The following is an 18446-nucleotide window of genomic DNA, read 5'->3' on the forward strand; positions in this document are numbered from 1 at the left end:
CTCAGGTCAGGCGGGCGTCGAGTCTCTGGAGGAATTCCAAACGGCGGCGTTGATCGGTTTCTTCCTTGGCCAATAACTCGGGCAGCAGCTCGGCTGCTCGCCCGGCATCAAGGATGAAGACGCCGTCATCGTCACCAATGGCCAGGTCTCCCGGTTGTACCCGAACTTCGCCGACCCGGATCGGCTGATTAACTTCACCCTGGGCACCGATGCCGCGTGTGGTGAACGCACTGACGTCGCGACAAAACACCGGCAGCCCGTGAAGTCGCAAGGCGCTCACATCGGTAACAGCACCAGACACCACCACGCCGGCCAACCCCTTGATCAATCCGGCCAGGGTCCGCAGTTCGCCCCAACAGCCGCACTCGGCGTCACCCACGCATTCGATCACCAGCACATCGCCCGGCTCACTCAGCAACAGCGCTTCGCGCAAAACACTGCCATCGGGCGGGAAGACTTTGACGGTGACCACGTTGCCGGCCATGCGGATGTTGTTGAACAGTGGTTTGATCCCACGCAGGAATCCTTGGTCGGAAAAGTGGCCGATGGTGGACGACGGGATTGATCGGTATTTTTCGAGCAACTCGGGACTGACCAATTGCTGGCGAGGGGTGATCTGGTAGCTCATCGGCATTTTTTCCCCGGACGTAGCAGTGGGCAGGTCGAGCAGTATTCCGCGGGTTCCGTGGCCAGGTAATAGAAGCAGCAGGTTCGACGAAAACGAATGCTCCGTTGCCCCTCGTCCACCAGCGTCGGCGGCCGACGAAAATGGCTCAGCGGGTTGTAATCGAGGCCGAACAGCGCCGGCTCGGCTCGGGTCAGCAACCATTGAAAGTCAGCTTCATAGCGCTCGCGCACCATCGGATCGTCGATCTTTGCCATGCGTTTTTCATACAGCGAATACACGCGTACGGCGGTGTTTTCCCAAAGGATGCGCCGGGACACGCCTGTAACGCGATTGAAGGTTTGCCACAGCGGTTTCAGTAATCCAGCGAACAGCGCCTGTACCAAGGCTTCGCGCCAGGCCTCGCGCTCATTCACCCCATAGGTCAGCGGCTGACCGTGATGCAGCGGCATCGAAGACGTCCACAGCCCGTCATCGTGGCCGTATTCGATCACCGTGTTGTCGAGGGTCAGCAACAGCCCTTTGTCATACACCGACATCGCATACAAACAGGCGCCGGTCGCCAGAAACGACAATCGCTTGCCCAGCAACGAGGCGGTGATCGCACGGGTTGGCGAGCCGATCACCGGGCCCAAGGCATCCAGCAATTGCACGCACACGTCTTCTTGCAACAAGTCCCGGGCCATCAGCGAACGCAACGGGTCGCGCTCTTCGCTGTTTTTGAGCCGCAAACCACCGGACAACACCGCCCACTCTGGCGCCGTGAAATGACCCGGCAGATTCATTGCGGCAGTTCCCGGCCAAATGGAATGCACAGCGGCGTTCCGAAAAACGGATCGGGGATGATCCGGCAATTGAGATCGAACACGGTTTTGACCAACGCCTCGGTCAACACCTCGTCGGGCCGTCCTTGGGCGAACGCGGTCTGGTTGTGCACCGCGACCATGTGGTCGGCGTAACGACAGGCCAGGTTGAGGTCGTGCAGCACCATGATGATGGTTTTGTTTTCGAGCCGGTTGAGGTCGCGCAGCAGGTCCAGCACTTCGATCTGGTGCGCCAGGTCGAGGAAGGTCGTCGGCTCGTCGAGCAATACGATGCCGGTGTCCTGGGCCAGGGTCATGGCGATCCAGGCACGTTGGCGCTGCCCGCCGGACAACGCGTCCACCGGCCGATCCGCCAGGGCCAGCAGGCTGGTCTGCGCCAGTGCGCGGTTGACCATGGCCTCGTCTTCCGCCGACCACTGTTGCATCCAGCTCTGATAGGGATAACGCCCCAGCGCCACCAACTGGCGGACAGTAATCCCCTCCGGCGCGCTCGGGGTCTGCGGCAAAATCGCCAACTCCCGGGCCACGGCGGCGGTGGATTTGTGCTGGATATCCACCCCATTGAGAATCACCGAACCCTGCTGCGGTTTCAGCAGTCGGGCGAAGGATTTGAGCAAGGTGCTTTTGCCGCAGCCGTTGCTGCCAATCAATACCGAAATCTTGCCTTTGGGCAGTTGCATGTCCAGCGCGTCAATAATCACCTGGCGCTGATAACTCAGGGTCAGGCCGCGACTTGCAATCGACGTCATACGTTGAATTCCTTAATGACGCTGTTTAATCAATAAATAGAGAAAAAAGGGTGTGCCCAGCACCGCGACAAAAATCCCGGCCGGCAGGTCCAGCGGCAAAAACAGCGTGCGCCCGGCCAGGTCGGCCAGCACCACAAGATTCGCCCCGACCAGCGCCGCCATCACCGCTTGACCACCGAAACCCGGCGCCACCAGACGCTTGGCAATGTGCGGCGCGATCAGCCCGACAAACGCGATCGCCCCGCCCCAGGCAATCGCTGCACCGGCCAACGCGACGCTGACCAGCAACAAACCGGCGCGCAACCACTGCACGCGCACACCAATCCCCTGAGCCAGGTTGTCATCCAGTTGTTGCACCATCACCTGACGGGCGAGCAGCACCAGCAACGGACAAATGCACAACAGCCAGCGACCCAGCGCCAGCGGTTCCGGCCAACTGGCACCGTACACGCTACCGGTCAGCCAGACGTAGGCCGACAGGGTGGTGGTCAGCGGACTGAAGACCAGAATGAAGGTGGTCGCGGCGGTCAACATCGCCGAGATGCCAACACCGATCAACACCAGCCGCAGTGGCGAAGCCCCCTGTTTCCACGCCAGCAAATAGATCGCCAACGCCGCCAGCCCCGCACCAAGCATCGCTGCCAACGGCAGATATTGTTGACCCAGCGCCACCGAGAAAAACGACAAATAAAGCACCGCCGCGGTACTGGCGCCACTGGTAATGCCCAGCAGGTCAGGCGAGGCCAGCGGGTTGCGGATGATGCTTTGCAGAATCAGCCCCGACACCGACAACGCCGCCCCCACCAGCGCCGCCAGCAGCATGCGTGGAAAGCGCAGTTGCTCGACGATAAACGTCAGGCTGGCGTCCTGGCTCGACAGCAATATCCGCAGCACCTCCAGCGGCGACAGTATGACTTTGCCCAGCGACAGCGAGCCGAGCATGATCAGCGCCGTGACCATCAGCGCCGCGAGCAATCGCCACAACGTGGCGACATTGATCCGTCGGGAAAACCCGCTGAGACGCCAGGTCAGGACCTTATCCATACCGACCTCCACGCCGGGCGAGCATGATAAAAAACGGCGCACCGAACAGCGCCGTCATCACGCCCACCGGCACTTCCTGAGGCAAGATCAGCACCCGCGACAAGGTATCGGCCAGCAACAGCAGAATCGCGCCGAGCAGCGCGCATCCCGGCAGCAACCAGCGATGGTCGATGGACAATCCCTTGCGCACCATGTGCGGCACCAGCAAACCGATGAAACCGATGCTGCCGGCCAACGCCACCGCACTGCCCGCCAGGCAGACGACCAGCACGCTCATCATCAGCCGAATCAACCCCGTTCGCTGTCCAAGGCCGGTAGCAATTTCTTCCCCGGCGTTCAGCACATTGACCTGCCCCGCCAGCAACATCGCGCCGAACAAACCGAGCACACCGCACAACAGTAACGGCGCGGCGACTGACAGGCTGCGTTCGGTCAACGAACCCGCCAGCCAAAACAGCACCGTGTCCAGCCCATCCTGATTGACCACCAGCAGCGCCTGGCTGAACGCCGAAAACAACGCCGCCATCGCCGCGCCCGCCAGCACGATGCGCAACGGGCTGAGACTGCCCTGCCCCATGTTGCCGATCAGCCACACCAGGCTGCCGGCCACCGCAGCACCGAAGAACGCGCACCACAGCCAGGCATCGGGGGACGCCAGGGAGAACACCGCGGAAAACAGGATGATAAAAAACGTCGCCCCGGCGTTGATCCCGAACAGCCCGGGGGACGCCAGCGGATTGCGCGTCAGCGCCTGCATCAAGGCGCCCGCCACCGCCAGGCTCGCGCCCACGGCTATCGCCATCAAGGTGCGCGACAGGCGCGTGGTGGTTACCAGCACATGGCTGACGCTCAACGGATCGGGATGCACGAACGCCGCCGCAATCTGCGACAACGGAATCCAGGTCGCCCCGACCGCCAGGCTCAGCACGCAGCTCAACAGCAACACGACGCCCGCACTCCACATCTTCAACGCATTGCTCATGAGGCCACGTCCGCCGTGACCAGACGAGCAACGTCATCGAGCATCAGGTTCGCCCCGAGCATGCCGCCCGACAGGCTCCAGACCACGCTGTCGACCCGCCACACTCGCCCTTGCTGCGGCGCGCGCATTTGCTGCCACAGCGGATGCTGCACCAGGCTTTCATAGTTTCGCTGCACTGCCGCTTTCTCCGCGCGCAAGAAGACAAAGAAAATATCGGCATTCACCACCGCAAGACTTTCCTTGCTGGTGAGTTTGATCGACACCCCTCCCGCCGCCCGACTGGCCTCACTCCAGTCGAAACCCAGCTCGGTGATCACCGAACCCGGGAAACTGGCCGGCAGGTAACTGCGGATGTGGTCCTCGCGGACATCCAGAATCGACACCGTGGGCGGCCAGCGCCCGGCAAACTTCTGCTGCAATTGCAGACGCAGTTGCGCCACTCGCAGTTGCCACTGAGTCAGCACCTCGTCAGCCCGCTGCTTGCGGTACAAGGCAACGCCCATCAGCGCCAGGGTCTTTTTGAACTCGAACACTTCCTCCAGCATCACCACCGGGGCGATTTGCTTGAGCAGTGGCGCGATGCGTTCATGGCGAAAGCGCGAGGCGAAGATCACGTCCGGTTTCAGCAGCGCGATGTCCTCCAGGCTGGGTTGGGTTTCCAGCCCGACATGGGGCACCTGCTCCAGCGCCCAACGCAAATAGTGATAGGTCGGCTTCTCGCTCCAGGAATCAACGATGCCGCACGGCGTAACGCCCAACGCCACGGCGCTGTCGGTGGCCCCCTGAAACAGGGTGATCACCCGCAGCGGCGCGGCGTCGGTTTGCGCCAACGCAGGCATGGAAAACCTGAGTGCGAGCATCCCCAGGGACAGGCGCAACAGCGTGCGCCTGGAGGGATGACATCGAGGGTCAGGCTTCATTATTCAACCGGTGGAAAGGGTTCACCACCTGCCCTTTGCCAAACGGCATGCTACCCGGGCCGCCCGCCCGCTCGATCATCGGCGTGAGCAGCAGCTTCTGCGGCCAGTGGGGTGCTTCGAACAATTGCTGTTTAATCATGGCGCGAGCTTCGTCGTCGAACTCGATGGTGTCAATCAACTCGTTCAACACTTCGCCCATCGCCGTCCACAAACGGTTGGCTGGCAATGAGTAAACCTGCGCCAGCGTCTCGATGATGGAGCGGAAGTTGACCTGGATTCCTAGGGTCTGCAACCAGAACAGCAGGTCTTGCGCACGCTCGTGATACAGCGTGTTGGCGTGCCCCTTCTTCAACCGGTAAGCCGGATCGGCCAGGCCATTGCGTTCCAGCCAAGGCACAAAGATGCGCAACGAATCGTGATCGCGCAGCAACAGCCCTTGGGCGTAACCGGCCTTCCACACCAGCACCGCGTTCTGCCCGTGAATTTCCCCCAACATGCCGATGCGGAACATCCGCAGGTTGATGTCGAAGAAGCTGTGGCACAGCTCGCGGAACAGCGTCATTACCGATGCGGCGTTGGCCGGCAGTTGACGGTAGGCCATCCAGTCATCGAAAAAGTGCTGATTACTGCCGGGCAGCGGCGTGCCGAGGGCGGCCATGGGCACCAGTCGGGTGTCCGGATCTTCCAGCAACGCTGGCGGATAACCACGGACCATGGCCGCCAGATGACGCGGCGCTTCGTCGAACAGCGTGGCGTCCGGCGGCATGAACGCCCACCACTTGGTTTCATCGCACAGGTGCAGGGATTGTTGCAGGGTTTCATCTTTGCCCAGCGCCTGACGCAATAGCGCTTCACTCAAGCCGCCGTTGATCATTTTCACCGCTGGCAGGTAACGCGAGGCACCGAGGGAATAGATCGCCATCGGCAACTTGAGGTAGTCGGCGCTGTTGAAGCACGGGGTCATCGAGCGCAACGACGAGGTGGCGAAGAAATCACCGTCAGTGAAATCCAGTCGCTGGCAATCACCCTTGGCGAAGGCATCGCCCAGTTGCGCCTCCAGCACGTGGTCGAACTGCCACGGATGCACCGGCAACGCGACATGGCTATCGGCAATGCCCCGTTGTTGCAGCTCCTGTAGCAAGTCGGCCTGCAACAGTGGCGGCAGCAGATATTGGGCCGGATAACTTTGCGCCAGGTTGGTCACACCGTCGCCGCATTGCAGCAATGTGCGGTCGATGGCTACCCAGTTCAGCGTCACCGGCCGGGCGAATTCGGCCTGATAGTGTTGATACTCGGCGTCGTTCAAACCTTGCTTGGCTTTGGCCAGTGGATGGTAGGGACGATCACGCAGCGAAGCCCACTGCTCCATGGTCAGGAAAAAGTCCGCGTTGCTCTTTTCCAGCAAACGCTCGCTGTCGACCCGATGAGCCAGGGACAGCTCGGTTTGGCGGACGCTGGTGCGCAGCACGTCGAGGAACAGCGCAAAGCCCTTTTCATTGTCCTGATAGCGGTCGGTCATACCGGCCAATACCTGGGTCATGAAAGCTTCCGGCGACAGTTCCGTCAGTTGCTCATTCTGGCGACCCAACACCGGCGTACCCGGTACTTTTTCCCATTGCTGAGTGAGGCCGGGACGCAGGGCCAAAAGAATCGAACCCTGCGGCTCGTTGTGCCATTCCCAAATGCGCTGTTCGGCACTCAATCCGGTAAACGGCTGGTCGGCTGCGGGCGCCGCCAGGTTCAGCGGCTCAGTCCCGAAAAAATGTTCGGCCAGCAAACAATCGACCAGATCCTGCATCACCCTGTCGGCGGCCAATGTGGTGAAGTTCATCGGATTATTTTCCTTCTGCTGAAGTGGCGGCCAATCTGGCCTGGAGGGCACGAAAAGCGATGCCACGCTCGTCACCCAAAACAAAACTTTTTACGCCCCGGGCTAACCACCGTTCGTGGTCGCCCGGCTGGCGTGGAATCGCGCAATACGGCACACCCGCCGCGTTGGCGGCTTGCCAACTGCTGAGCAATGCGTCTTGTACTTCGGGCCGGTCGATCTGCCAGGGCATGCCCAGCGATTGCGACAAATCCGCCGCGCCTTCGAGGATCATGTCGAGGCCCGGCACGGCGGCAATCTCTGCCGCACGTCGCACGCCTTCGGCACTTTCGATCATCGCCACGATCATGATTTGCTCGTTGGCCAACCCGATGTATTGCGCCAGGCTGTGTTTGCCAAACGCACCGGGGCGCCCGGCATTCAGGCTGCGGGAGCCCTGCGGGTGGTATTTACAGGCGCGAATGCTTTCGGCCAAGGACTCGGGGCCTTCGATCATCGGCAACACGATCCCCTGGGCGCCACCATCGAGCAGGCGCAGAAGGGTTTTCGGGTTGAGATCCGCCACCCGCACCAGCGGCGTGATCGCATAGCTTTCGGCGGTGCGGATCATGTTCTCCACAGTTTCGGGATTAATCAGCACGTGTTCCATGTCGATGATCACGAAATCGAAACCGGCTTCGGCAATCAATTCGATGGCCGCCGGCGACGGAATCGAGCTGATCAAACCGTAGGCCGGCGCACCCGCGGTGAGTTTCTGCTTGAGCAGATTGGTCCTCAGCATGATTGTGGCCGGAAGGCGTGCAGCGGATTGGGCACCGATTTGAAACGACGTTCGCCATCGCCCAGCAGGCGGCGCTTGGTCAGTTCTTCGACTTCATAGAACGGCGCGAACACATCAAACGCTGCATAACGCGCACGGTGTTGCGGATGGTCGGCCTGATAACCAGTAATCACCTCGGCAGTCATCTGCCAGAACTCGGTTTCTGCCAGTTGATAGTGCTGATGCAGGAAGATCGCCATCTCGGCCATGGCGATGAAAAAGAACGAATCACAGGAGAAGTCGCGTACCGCATCGACGTCGTCGGTGAGGATGAACGAGTTGCGGTTGAGCTTGGCATGGCTGGCGGGCAGCGGCACCAGGGTCGGGGCCAATTCCGGGCGCCCGAGGTGCTGCGGCGAATAACGTACGCCGTCGTGGAAGTCTTTCAGGGCAATGCGTTGCGGCCAGCCTTGCTTGACGATCAGGACGATGTTCTGGCCGTGGGACTCCATGCCGATCCCTTCGGCGTAGAGCATGTGAATAATCGGCGACACCGCGACTTGCAGCAGTTGGCGGGTCCAGGCGTGCAAGCCGTATTGCTTGATCCAGGCATCGATAAACGGCGTCTGTTCACCGCGGCCATAACGATTGTCCACGGAACTCAAACCGTTGAACGGCACCGCTTGCTCATCGTCTTCAAGGTATTGGTGAATGCTTTCGCGCCACAGCGTGCCCATGGTGCCGTAGGCCTGGGACATGCGCGTGGCGGGCAGGTGATCGTAGTCGAAGCTGACGCCGACCACCTCACCGAGAATCACAAAACCAAGGTCGCGGGCGGTGCTGTCGCTGCGGATCAACTGGTGCAGCCAGTCGGTGATAATCGGGCCATTCATCACCGTGTGCCGGGCCAGGATGCGCGTACTGGAGGTGTTGGTCATGCTCAGCGCGAGCTTGACGTAGGGCCGCTGTTTTTCCGTGACGTTGGCCAGGGTGCGGATCGACTGCTGCGCCTGATAGCGATCGTCGGTGGTGCCCAGATGGATCACTTCACCGCTGACCAGCTCCGGGTAAAACACCGGAACAACAACGTTTTCCCACTGCCACGGATGCACCGGCATCAGCCAGTAATCGCCCATCGACTTGCCCTGGTCGGTGAGACTTTCAGCGAGTGCCTGCCAGCGCTGCAGACCGAACTCCTGCTGGATAAAGTCGTCGTAATTCAGGTGCCGGGAGATGTTCATCGCCCCGCAAGTTTTGGCCACTGCCAGCCATACGATGGCGACAGGCGCGGCAAACTCCGGACCGTAGTTGGCGTTGTCTTTCAGCGAGAAACCAATGCGCGATTTGTAGCAAGGGTGATAGCTGTGGGCGTCCATGAAATGCTGTTCCAGCGCATCGACGTCCAGCTGATACGGCGGCTTTTCCGCCTCATAACCCTGGCTGCGCGATTGCAGATCCTTGAGCAGGGTCTGTTCCAGTTCATGGGTGAAGCGTGGCAGGTGCGGGCTGTCCTGAAGGTCGCTCAACAGTTCAGCCAGCGCCTGATGCAGGTGCGGCTGGCTGGGCTTGCCATTGGCATCTACGCGCTCGAGGCTGGAGTAATCGAGGCGGATCAGTTCGAAACTGGCGCTGAGCAAGCCTGTGCAGTGGTACTCCACCGGCTGTTGCTGCGCATCGACGCCGCTGACGACAAAACGGTATTGGCTGCCCGTTAACGGTGAATGGCGGTACGGCAGCACGTTTTCATACAGCAGGGTTTGCAGCAGTTGGCCGACTACCCGCTGTTCCACTTGTTGGTAGCGTTGCGTGTCGGCGGTCGCCAGCCAGACGCCTGGCGCGCGATCTTGAGCCTGATGTGTTGCCTGAGAAGAGGTCGCCATTGTCATACCTTGTCGATTAAAGAATTAACGTTGTTCGAGGGCCGGGGGCAGTGCCTCGGCCGGCTCGTCGGATGCGTGAACGGGAAAGCGCCAGGCGCAGGGCAGCGCCAGCAGGATAAGGATGCCGGTGGCCATGAACACTTCGCTGATAGCCCCCGGGGTGCCGGTTTGATGAACCCCGGCCCCCGTCTCTGCCGCCAGACGAAACTCCAGCCACAGCGAAGCGATGACGATGGCCAGTGACGACACGAGACGGCGGGAAATGTTGTTCATCGCCGCGCCTTGAGTGACCATCGGTTCGGGCAATGCATTGAGCCCGGCGGTGGTAATCGGGATGTAAGACAGGCCCAGCCCCGCACCGCGAACCATCATCAGGAAAAACACCATGCCGATTGAGGCGCCGGCCCCGAGCAGGCCCAGGCCCAGTGTCGCGGCGCCGGTCAGCAGCAGCCCCCAGAGCACCACGCCCCGTGGTCCGTGGCGGTCCAGCCAGCGGCCGCCGATATGCCCGAACAGGCTGGCAAACAGCGCCGTGCATAGCAGCGACAAACCGGTCCAGATCGCGCTGTAGCCCATCACCACTTGCACCAGCAACGGCAACAACACCAGGCACTCGAACATGCCCACCGACTGCACCACCGCGATGATCACGCTCAAGCGATAACCGCGCAGCGCGAAGATTCGCAGGTTGAGCAGTGGCGAAGTCCGGTTCAGTTCCAGTCGTACAAATGCGATCAGGCACAGGATCGCTGCCAGCAACATGCCAAGATTGAGCGGGTCGGTCAGGGCATCAGCGTGACGCAGCCGACCCACCGCAATCATCAACAGGCCAATGCCTGCCGCAATCAGCAGGTAACCCGCCAGATCGAACGGTTTGCGCTCGGATGCTTCAGAGTCCGGCAGCACGACCACACCGAGAATCAGTGCGACGAGACCGATCGGCACGTTCATCAGGAACAGCGACCGCCAACTGAACCACTCCAGCATCAAGCTGCCGCACAACGGTCCCAACGCCGGTGCCAGCATCACCGCCGCGCCCCACAATCCAGTGACCCGACCACGCTCGCCTTTGGCGTACACCGAAAAAATGATCGCCAGCGACAACGGAATCATCAGTCCGCTGGCAATGCCTTGCACCACACGAGCAGTGATCACCAGCGCGATGGAGTTGGCCAGCGCGCCCATCAGCGAGCCGCAGACAAACAACGCCACGCCCCACAGGTAGAGTCGCTTGCGCCCTACCCGCTGGCTGAGAAAACTGGTGAGCGGCATGGTCATGCCCATGCTCACCATGAACGCGGCCACGATCCACGTCGCCAGCACCGGCCCGATGTCGAAGGCAGTCATGAACGCCGGCAATGCCGGGTTGAGCGAGCTGTTATTGAGGCTGACAGTCAGGGTGCCAAGCAGCACATTGACCACCACCAACCAGCGTGGAGCGGCAACCGTCAAACCCAAGATGCGCCTCCTGCACCCTGCACGAACAGTTGCGGCGGTCGCGGATGGCAAAGAAAATCGGCGTGGGAGATGTTGTAACCGTAGGCGCCGGCCAGCGGCAGGACCAGCATGTCGCCAACTTCGACGCCGCTCAGCGGGCAGTCGCGACTCAGTACATCCTTGGGCGTGCAGAGTTGCCCGACCACGGTCCACTTCTGCTCCACTGCGCCAGGTACTGCATTGTGCCGAGGCAGGTGAATGACCGGGTGATCATGCCCCTGGGCAACCGGCAGACGGAACTGATGGGTGCCGCCGCGACAGACCAGGAAGTGCTTGCCGTGACTGGTTTTGCTGTCCAGCACTTCGATGGCGTAGTAGCCGCAATACGCACTGATGAAACGACCGGGTTCAAAACGCACGATCGGCGCATCGGCACACGCCGCCAGGGACTGGCCCAAGTGCGCGCACAACCGCTGCCAATCGAATTGCTGCGGACCGAGGTAATTGACACCGATGCCGCCGCCCACATTGAGGTGGGTGATCGTTTCGGTGTGAGCCGATAACGCTTTCCACTGCGGCCAGCGTTCCAGGTACAGATCGAGCAGTTGTTCGTGGCGCTCCACCCGCGACTGATGGGACATCGCATGCACATGGAAGCCCTTGAGCCGCAGATGACTCGCGTTATCCACCCAGCTCACGGCCTGGGCCAGCTCTGACTCGTCAATCCCGAATGGCGTGGCGGTGCCGGCCATCGCGAGTTTGCTCGACAGCGGCGACGGCAGTTCAGGGTTGATGCGCAACAACACGTCCTGCACCCGCCCCGCTTCCAGGGCCAGTCGTTGCAGGCGGACGATTTCATTCAGGCTTTCGATGTGAATCGCTTCGACCTGATGTTGCAACGCCGAACGCAGATCGGAATCCAGTTTGCCGGGGCCGGAGAAGATGAATGGCTTAGGCGTCGGGCAAGCCTGGAGACGATCGATCTCGCCGCCGGAAGAAATCTCGAAACCGTGCACCAATGGCGCCACGGTGGCGAGGATCTGCGGCTCGCTATTGGCCTTGATCGCGTAGTAAAGCTCGACGCCTTCGGGCAGTGCGGCCATCACTTGCGTGACGTGCTGTTTCAGCGCATCCAGGTCATAGACGAACAGCGCCAGCGGGTCGATCTGTTGCGTTCGGGCTTCGTCGATGGCGGCCAATACCGCGGCGGGCAGCTTATCCATGCGTGGCCGCCTTGCCCCATGGGGACACCAGCGTGACGTAGCCGGCCTGGCGATCAGCCTTGGCTGCCAGACGCACCTTCAGATTGGTTTTGCAGGCAATCGGTTGACCGGCGATCAGAGCATCCAGCTCCGGTGCCGCGCGGGTCAATTCGGCGCGGATGCCGATCAATTGCTGCTCGACCCGTTGCCACATCAGTGGCGCCAGGTGCGGACGCTCCCAGCTCAGGGCTAGCACGGCCTCGGACAAGTTGTTGACGAACAGGCAATAGACGATGCGGTTCCAACCCTGCTGGCGGGAATAGAGCAGCGACTCACGGACCCGTGGATGAACGTCGGCGTCGATCTTCGAAGCACCCAGTTCGTCGGTCAGTTTGACCCCTTCGAAATCCCGCAGCAGCAAGCGTTGCGGGCGACCGTTGTCATGCACCAGCACGCTGTTCTGCAGATGCGGCTCCATGACGATGCCGTGGTTGAAAAACAGCGCCAGCACCGGCCTTAGCAGCAGCGCCTGATAGTCGTCGAACCAGCTCAACAGCTGTTGATTGTCGATATCGTTGCCGTTGAACCGGCTCAGGAACTCATGCACCAACGGCCGCAAATGCAGGCCCCGGGCAAACAGCGTTCCGGCCATGATGCTGCAGTCGGTGCCGGTGTCGAGGCAGAAGTTCTCCCGCAGGATCGCCCCGGTCTGTTCACGGAACCAATGGCTATCGGCTTCGCTGGCGCTTTGCGGCGCCCAGCTCAACAGGCCCGGCTCCGCCACCACCGACAAACCACCGAGGGTCTCGGGCTGGGTCAGTTGCAGGTTGCGGAAAATGCGGTCGATCATCAGCGCGCTTTCCAACTCGTACCAGGCGTTTTTCCTGACGCAATTGGTAATGCGCACGTTCAGCGAGCCCTTGACGAAGAACTCATGCCCCTCGATGTACCAAGTGCGGATGGACGCCGTGGGATTGGCCATAAACCCGGTGGCGCCAAGGTCGACGATGGCCGCGGATTTCAATAAACGCTGCACCCGGCCGTCCTGCATGAACAACTGCGCCTGTACCGGGTGCATGCAGATCACCGCATGCCCTGGCCGCGCTTGTGCCTGATCGGCAAAACCGCCCAGCACCTGGACTTTGCTCAGGCCGTTGGCCCCGACACTCAGCCCTTCCAGCGGCACCTCGAACAGATGCAGCGGCGTGCGTGCCTGGAATTCCGGGGCGTAGGTTTCCTGGGCCAGATGAGCTGGCCACAGACGCGCCTTGGGTGCCGGGTGGTTCGGGTGACCAAACCACAAGCCCTGCTCGCTGGCCAGATAACCGCTGAGCGGGTCCGAGTCCATCGGCGTGTTGTGGCCGACGATGGCCGCGGTCAGCAACTGGCTTTGCAACACTTGATCCAGCAACTCGTCGTTGCTGGCACGGGTCATGTGTTCGCAAGCCGCGAGCAACTGCTCGACGAATTCGGCAAACCTCAGGCTCGACCAGTCACCCTCGCCGCGCCGGGCATAGACGTCCGACAGGTAACGATGACTGCCCAGACCGTCACGGCGGTCCACCATCACAAAGAACTGTTGCTGGTTGGGCAGGTTGATGGTCAGGGGAATGCCCTTCCATTCCAGGCCATCAAGGTAACTGCCGGGGGCGATACCTTGCATCTGCGTCGGCCAACTGTAACTGAGGCAGTTTTCCGGCAAGGCGAACTCTTTGATCAAACAATTAAGCAACGCGCACGTCGTCGCCAATTCACTGACCATATTCGGTAAAACATTGCGATTTGGATGATTCATGGGTGCTCCACAGTAGCCCGCGAGGCCACTGGACACGTTATATGGCGAAAAAATTAGTTGCTGATCGGCCGATTTGACAGCCGACGAAACTCCACGTAACGACATCACTTCATTGAACCTTTTAAATACCCGGACGACTACCAAAGTTACTGACGCCAACGCCATCAAACTGCGACCTGGCGGACGGTTAACGCAACTTCGATTGATTAACTCAAGCGCGCGACTGCAATAAAGCCGCCGCCATTGCGTTATCAAAACGCTGGATCACTTGCTGGCATTGTTCTTCGTCGATAATCAATGGCGGCAACAAACGGATGACATTGCCTTTGCGCCCGCCGCGTTCCAGCAACAGGCCTTGTTTGAAGCACTGTTGCTGGATGGCCACGGCCAGTGCCGGGTCCATCGGGAAATGCCCGTGGCGATCAGCCGATTGGCGCTCGTCGACAATCTCGATGCCCAGCATCAGGCCACGACCGCGCACTTGGCCAAGGGCCGGATAATGCGCCTGCAACTCGACCAGTCGGTCCTTGAGCCACTGGCCACGGCGCTCGGCCTGAGCGGCGAGATTTTGCTGTTGCAGCACCTGCAACGTGGCCAGCCCGGTGGCCATGGCCATCTGGTTGCCGCGGAAGGTGCCGGCGTGGTTGCCCGGCTCCCAGGCGTCGAATTCACGACGGATGCCCAGTACCGCCATGGGCAAACCGCCACCGACGGCTTTGGACATGACTATCAGGTCGGGTTCGATTTCAGCGTGTTCAAAGGCAAACATCTTGCCGGTGCGACCGAAACCGGTCTGCACTTCATCGAGGATCAGCACAATGCCGTGCTTGCGCGTCACTTCGCGGATCGCCCGCAGCCAGTTCGCCGGGGCGCAGTTGACACCGCCCTCGCCTTGCACGGCCTCAAGAATGACCGCTGCCGGCAGTGACACGCCGCTTTCGACGTCTTCGATGAACTGGGTGAAATAGTGGGTCAAGGCCTCGACCCCGGCCGCACCGCCGATGCCCAGCGGGCAACGGTATTCGTGGGGGAACGGCATGAACTGCACCCCGGGCATCAGACTGGCGATGGCATTCTTCGGCGCCGTATTGCCGGTCAGGGCCAGGGCGCCGTGGGTCATGCCATGGTAGGCCCCGGAGAAACTGATGATGTTGTTGCGGCCGGTGTAGGTCTTGGCCAGTTTCAGCGCGGCTTCGACCGCATCGGCCCCGGACGGCCCGCAAAATTGCAGGCAGTAATCACGACCCTGGTTCGGTAACAGGCTGAGCAAGGTTTCGCTGAAGGCGTCCTTGACCGCTGTGGTCAGATCCAGGGTGTGCATCGGCAGGCCGGAGGCGAGAAAGCTGTCGAGACTGGCCATGATGGCCGGATGATTGTGTCCCAAGGCTAATGTGCCAGCGCCGGCCAGGCAGTCGAGGTAAGTATTGCCCTCGACGTCGGTGACCCAGAGCCCGTGAGCCTTGGCGATTGCCAGGGGTAACTTGCGTGGATAACTGCGTACATTAGATTCAAACTTGCTTTGTCGAGCCAGATAGTCGGCATTGGTTTTTTGCAAAGTGTTAGAGTGCAATACGCCATCATTCAACATCGCTTCACCCTCGTTAATTTCGATATGCAACTTATTCTCATTAACAAATGGTTGCAACTAATTCTTTGGACTTATTTGGAAAGGTACGTATAGCGATTTGAACTACTTTAAAAATTTTCAGACACGCCAAAAACCAAGTTAATAAACTTGGCATAACTTCGGGATGTGCCATGATCTAGCCATGATCTTGTAATGCAACTGATAACTTCGGAATAGATTACCGACAGTCAGCTGACTTATAGGGTAGTGCCTTGATCTTTCATTAACTGATGGTGTTCATATGTCCTTCCTCTATACGAATCAGGTCATGGCCCAACAAAGGCGCCCCGGTCCCTGGGGCGCATGACACGGGTTAATCAGAAGTCGACGGTCGCGGAAAGGAGATAGGTGCGCGGGGTAGACAGCGTCAAGCCAGGCTCGCTGTCATCCGAGGCACCGGCCGAGCTCCAGTAGCGCTTGTCCGCCACGTTCTCGACATTGGCACGCAGGGTGATGTTCTTTTCATCGATCTTGAACGCATAACGTGCGCCCACATCGAAACGCTCCCAGGAATCGATTTCCTTAACGTTAGACTGGTCCAGATACTGCGAGCTGGAATAGATGCCGCGGCTGGTCAGGGTCAGGCCCTGCACGGTCGGAACGTCCCACTCGGCGCCCAGATTGACGTTGTATTTGGGCGTGGCAGGCGCACGGTTGCCGTCGAAGGTGCCACCGGTGGTTTTGGCCAGCTCGCTGTCGATGTACATCACTCCGCCAAGCAGACGGAAACCATCGATCGGCTCACCGAACACACTCAGTTCGACACCGGTGTTCTCACGCTTGCCGTTCGGGCCGAAGACGCGCGTCGTGGCGTTGGTCTCGTAGGCCGGTTGCTTGATCCGGAACACGGCGGCGGTGACGGCGAACGCACCGGCGTCATACTTGGCGCCGACTTCGACCTGGCGGCTGATGAACGGCGGGAAGATCTCGTCCTCGTTCACCGATGTCGACGGTGCGATCTTGCCTTGGCTCAGGCCTTCCATGTAGTTGGCATACAGCGACAGCTTATCGGTTGCCTTGAACAGGATACCGCCAGACGGCGAAACCTTTTCCTCGTCGTAGGCGGTATCGCCTCTGACGTTATCGGTCCAGTCGTCAACCTTCACGCGCTGCCAGCGGGCGCCGAGAGTCAGCAGCAGCCGGTCATCGAAGAAGCCCAAGGTGTCGGACAACGCCACACCGGTGGAACGGTTTTCGGTATAGACCTCCGAATCCTGTCGCGTAGGCCTAACCGGCGTTGGTGTTACAACGGGGTTGTAAATGTTGCTATTGCCCGCGGCATAGCGGGCGCCGCCGTTTTCGAAATCCATGTAGAAATAGCTGGCAGCCAGGTTGACTTCATGGCTTACCGGGCCCGTATGGAACCAGTTGCGCACCCCAGCCGTGGCCGTCCGGACATTTTCGTCACGGGTGAAGTCACGCGGTTGAACGCTGAAATTGCCGGCGTCGTTGGTGACGGAAACGGCATGACGGAGGAAGTCATGGTTACTTTTGCGCGCGCCCACGCCGCCGTACAGCATGACGTTGTCGCTGACATCGAATTCGCCGTTCACCGTGCCGAACGTATCGTTGGTACTTGCCTGGCTCCAGGGCTGCGCATAGTTGCGGCGCACATCGTTCGGATTCGGCACCTTCGCGTTGGCGTTGACCTGCACGCGTTCTTGCGGGGCATCGGTATCACGCTCGGTACGCCCGATGTCCGTCGAGAGTCGCAGGCGTTCACCGCGAAAATCCAGGCCCAGCACAGCCATCTCACGGTCGACATTCTGGTGATCCCATTCGGTATCGCCGGACTGCTTCACGCCGTTGAAACGAAGACCGAACTTGTTGTCTTCACCAAAGCGCCGGCCGACATCCACGGCACCACCGACCTGGCTGTCGGAAGCGTAACTGCCGGTGAATGAAGTAATGGGCTTGTCGGTCGCGCGCTTGGGCACCACGTTGATCCCGCCACCAACGCTGCCCCGCGGCGAGATGCCGTTGATGAGCTGGCTCGGGCCTTTGAGGACGTCGACGCGGTCGGCCATCTCCATGTCGATCGAATAAGTCGGCAGGACGCCGTAGAGACCGTTGTAGGCAACATCACTGTTGAACAGGCTCATCCCGCGAATGGTGAACTGCTCATAGCGCCCACCCGCCGGGTTGGTGGCGCGAACCGAAGGATCGTTGGCGATCACGTCGCCCAAGGTACGCGCCTGCTGGTTTTTGACCACCTCACTGGTGTAGGTGGTCATGCTGAACGGCGTTTCCATGAAATCTTTCGAGCCCAGCAAGCCTTGCGAACCACGGCGCGCAACCTGGCCGCCGGCATACGGTTCGCCGTGCTCTGAGTCAGCGGCACCGACAATCGAGGTGGCCCCCAGCTGCAGGCTGCTGCCTTCTGGCACCGGGGTCAGGAAGTAGGCTAGTTCACCCGCCGGCTGCAGTTGCAGACCGGAACCCTGCAACAGCCGGGCAAAGCCCTCCTCGACCGCGTATTCGCCTGAAAGCCCGGGACTGTTGCGGCCACTGACCAGTGCGGGATCCACCGAAAGGTTGACCCCGGCCAATCCGGCGAAGCGGGTCAACGCGGCGCTGAGGCTTCCTGCCGGCACCTGATAACTGCGTCTTGACGCGTCATCGGCCCAACCAGCGGTGATGAACAACGGACAGGCACTCAGGCTCAACAACAGACTCAAGTGCATCAACGGGCGCAGCCTGGAAGAACCCAGACGCGTACTGCAGGGCATCACTACGGGCATTGAGAATCTCTCTGATTTCGTTTCACTTGCCT

14 protein-coding genes are annotated in these 18446 nt (G+C 60.5%); all 14 read right to left on the reverse strand.

Features of this window, described 5'->3' with window-relative positions; all coding sequences use genetic code 11:
- Position 1: 1 nt before the first annotated feature.
- The 14 genes from FQ185_RS08600 to FQ185_RS08665 all read right to left on the reverse strand — a co-directional run bounded on the left by FQ185_RS08600 (position 2) and on the right by FQ185_RS08665 (position 18414).
- On the reverse strand, positions 2-634 hold the full coding sequence (locus tag FQ185_RS08600) for an RraA family protein (protein WP_149417057.1): 633 nt from the start codon (positions 632-634) through the stop codon (positions 2-4).
- On the reverse strand, positions 625-1410 hold the full coding sequence (locus FQ185_RS08605) for an IucA/IucC family C-terminal-domain containing protein (protein WP_149417058.1): 786 nt from the start codon (positions 1408-1410) through the stop codon (positions 625-627). Before FQ185_RS08605 ends, FQ185_RS08600 begins: the two co-directional genes overlap by 10 nt.
- The gene (locus tag FQ185_RS08610; protein WP_149417059.1) at positions 1407-2198 is read right to left on the reverse strand and encodes an ABC transporter ATP-binding protein; all 792 of its coding nucleotides are present in this window, start codon (positions 2196-2198) and stop codon (positions 1407-1409) included. Before FQ185_RS08610 ends, FQ185_RS08605 begins: the two co-directional genes overlap by 4 nt.
- Positions 2199-2210: 12 nt before the next feature.
- Positions 2211-3242, reverse strand: a complete 1032-nt coding sequence (locus FQ185_RS08615; RefSeq protein ID WP_149417060.1) for an iron chelate uptake ABC transporter family permease subunit — start codon at positions 3240-3242, stop codon at positions 2211-2213.
- Positions 3235-4224: an iron ABC transporter permease gene (locus FQ185_RS08620; RefSeq protein ID WP_149417061.1), complete on the reverse strand. Its 990-nt coding sequence runs from the start codon at positions 4222-4224 to the stop codon at positions 3235-3237. The genes FQ185_RS08615 and FQ185_RS08620 overlap by 8 nt, the downstream gene beginning before the upstream one ends.
- Positions 4221-5144 carry an ABC transporter substrate-binding protein gene (locus FQ185_RS08625; protein ID WP_149417062.1) on the reverse strand — a complete coding sequence of 308 codons (924 nt, stop codon included), beginning with the start codon at positions 5142-5144 and terminating at the stop codon, positions 4221-4223. Before FQ185_RS08625 ends, FQ185_RS08620 begins: the two co-directional genes overlap by 4 nt.
- Positions 5134-6975 (reverse strand): IucA/IucC family siderophore biosynthesis protein, encoded by a 1842-nt coding sequence (locus FQ185_RS08630; RefSeq protein ID WP_149417063.1) that lies wholly within the window; start codon positions 6973-6975, stop codon positions 5134-5136. The genes FQ185_RS08625 and FQ185_RS08630 overlap by 11 nt, the downstream gene beginning before the upstream one ends.
- A 4-nt stretch (positions 6976-6979) precedes the next feature.
- The gene (locus FQ185_RS08635) at positions 6980-7753 is read right to left on the reverse strand and encodes an HpcH/HpaI aldolase/citrate lyase family protein (protein ID WP_178113510.1); all 774 of its coding nucleotides are present in this window, start codon (positions 7751-7753) and stop codon (positions 6980-6982) included.
- Positions 7747-9612: an IucA/IucC family siderophore biosynthesis protein gene (locus tag FQ185_RS08640; protein ID WP_371926603.1), complete on the reverse strand. Its 1866-nt coding sequence runs from the start codon at positions 9610-9612 to the stop codon at positions 7747-7749. Before FQ185_RS08640 ends, FQ185_RS08635 begins: the two co-directional genes overlap by 7 nt.
- Before the next feature lie 24 nt (positions 9613-9636).
- Positions 9637-11064, reverse strand: a complete 1428-nt coding sequence (locus tag FQ185_RS08645) for a DHA2 family efflux MFS transporter permease subunit (RefSeq protein WP_149417222.1) — start codon at positions 11062-11064, stop codon at positions 9637-9639.
- Positions 11061-12272, reverse strand: coding sequence for a type III PLP-dependent enzyme (locus tag FQ185_RS08650; protein WP_149417066.1), 1212 nt, complete (start codon positions 12270-12272; stop codon positions 11061-11063). Before FQ185_RS08650 ends, FQ185_RS08645 begins: the two co-directional genes overlap by 4 nt.
- Complete coding sequence (locus FQ185_RS08655; RefSeq protein ID WP_149417067.1) at positions 12265-14046, reverse strand: IucA/IucC family siderophore biosynthesis protein; 1782 nt, start codon at positions 14044-14046, stop codon at positions 12265-12267. Before FQ185_RS08655 ends, FQ185_RS08650 begins: the two co-directional genes overlap by 8 nt.
- Positions 14047-14257: 211 nt before the next feature.
- The gene (locus FQ185_RS08660; protein WP_149417223.1) at positions 14258-15634 is read right to left on the reverse strand and encodes a diaminobutyrate--2-oxoglutarate transaminase; all 1377 of its coding nucleotides are present in this window, start codon (positions 15632-15634) and stop codon (positions 14258-14260) included.
- Positions 15635-15990: 356 nt separating this feature from the next.
- On the reverse strand, positions 15991-18414 hold the full coding sequence (locus FQ185_RS08665; RefSeq protein WP_149417068.1) for a TonB-dependent receptor: 2424 nt from the start codon (positions 18412-18414) through the stop codon (positions 15991-15993).
- Positions 18415-18446: the final 32 nt, after the last annotated feature.

Source organism: Pseudomonas sp. ANT_H12B (assembly GCF_008369325.1).
Taxonomy (GTDB): domain Bacteria; phylum Pseudomonadota; class Gammaproteobacteria; order Pseudomonadales; family Pseudomonadaceae; genus Aquipseudomonas.

Bases quoted from the DNA above. Each gene is read 5' to 3' on its own strand.
- FQ185_RS08600 (WP_149417057.1), bottom strand. From the start codon at position 634: ATGCCGATGAGCTACCAGATCACCCCTCGCCAGCAATTGGTCAGTCCC.
- FQ185_RS08605 (WP_149417058.1), bottom strand. From the start codon at position 1,410: ATGAATCTGCCGGGTCATTTCACGGCGCCAGAGTGGGCGGTGTTGTCC.
- FQ185_RS08610 (WP_149417059.1), bottom strand. From the start codon at position 2,198: ATGACGTCGATTGCAAGTCGCGGCCTGACCCTGAGTTATCAGCGCCAG.
- FQ185_RS08615 (WP_149417060.1), bottom strand. From the start codon at position 3,242: ATGGATAAGGTCCTGACCTGGCGTCTCAGCGGGTTTTCCCGACGGATC.
- FQ185_RS08620 (WP_149417061.1), bottom strand. From the start codon at position 4,224: ATGAGCAATGCGTTGAAGATGTGGAGTGCGGGCGTCGTGTTGCTGTTG.
- FQ185_RS08625 (WP_149417062.1), bottom strand. From the start codon at position 5,144: ATGAAGCCTGACCCTCGATGTCATCCCTCCAGGCGCACGCTGTTGCGC.
- FQ185_RS08630 (WP_149417063.1), bottom strand. From the start codon at position 6,975: ATGAACTTCACCACATTGGCCGCCGACAGGGTGATGCAGGATCTGGTC.
- FQ185_RS08635 (WP_178113510.1), bottom strand. From the start codon at position 7,753: ATGCTGAGGACCAATCTGCTCAAGCAGAAACTCACCGCGGGTGCGCCG.
- FQ185_RS08640 (WP_371926603.1), bottom strand. From the start codon at position 9,612: ATGGCGACCTCTTCTCAGGCAACACATCAGGCTCAAGATCGCGCGCCA.
- FQ185_RS08650 (WP_149417066.1), bottom strand. From the start codon at position 12,272: ATGGATAAGCTGCCCGCCGCGGTATTGGCCGCCATCGACGAAGCCCGA.
- FQ185_RS08655 (WP_149417067.1), bottom strand. From the start codon at position 14,046: ATGAATCATCCAAATCGCAATGTTTTACCGAATATGGTCAGTGAATTG.
- FQ185_RS08660 (WP_149417223.1), bottom strand. From the start codon at position 15,634: ATGTTGAATGATGGCGTATTGCACTCTAACACTTTGCAAAAAACCAAT.
- FQ185_RS08665 (WP_149417068.1), bottom strand. From the start codon at position 18,414: ATGCCCGTAGTGATGCCCTGCAGTACGCGTCTGGGTTCTTCCAGGCTG.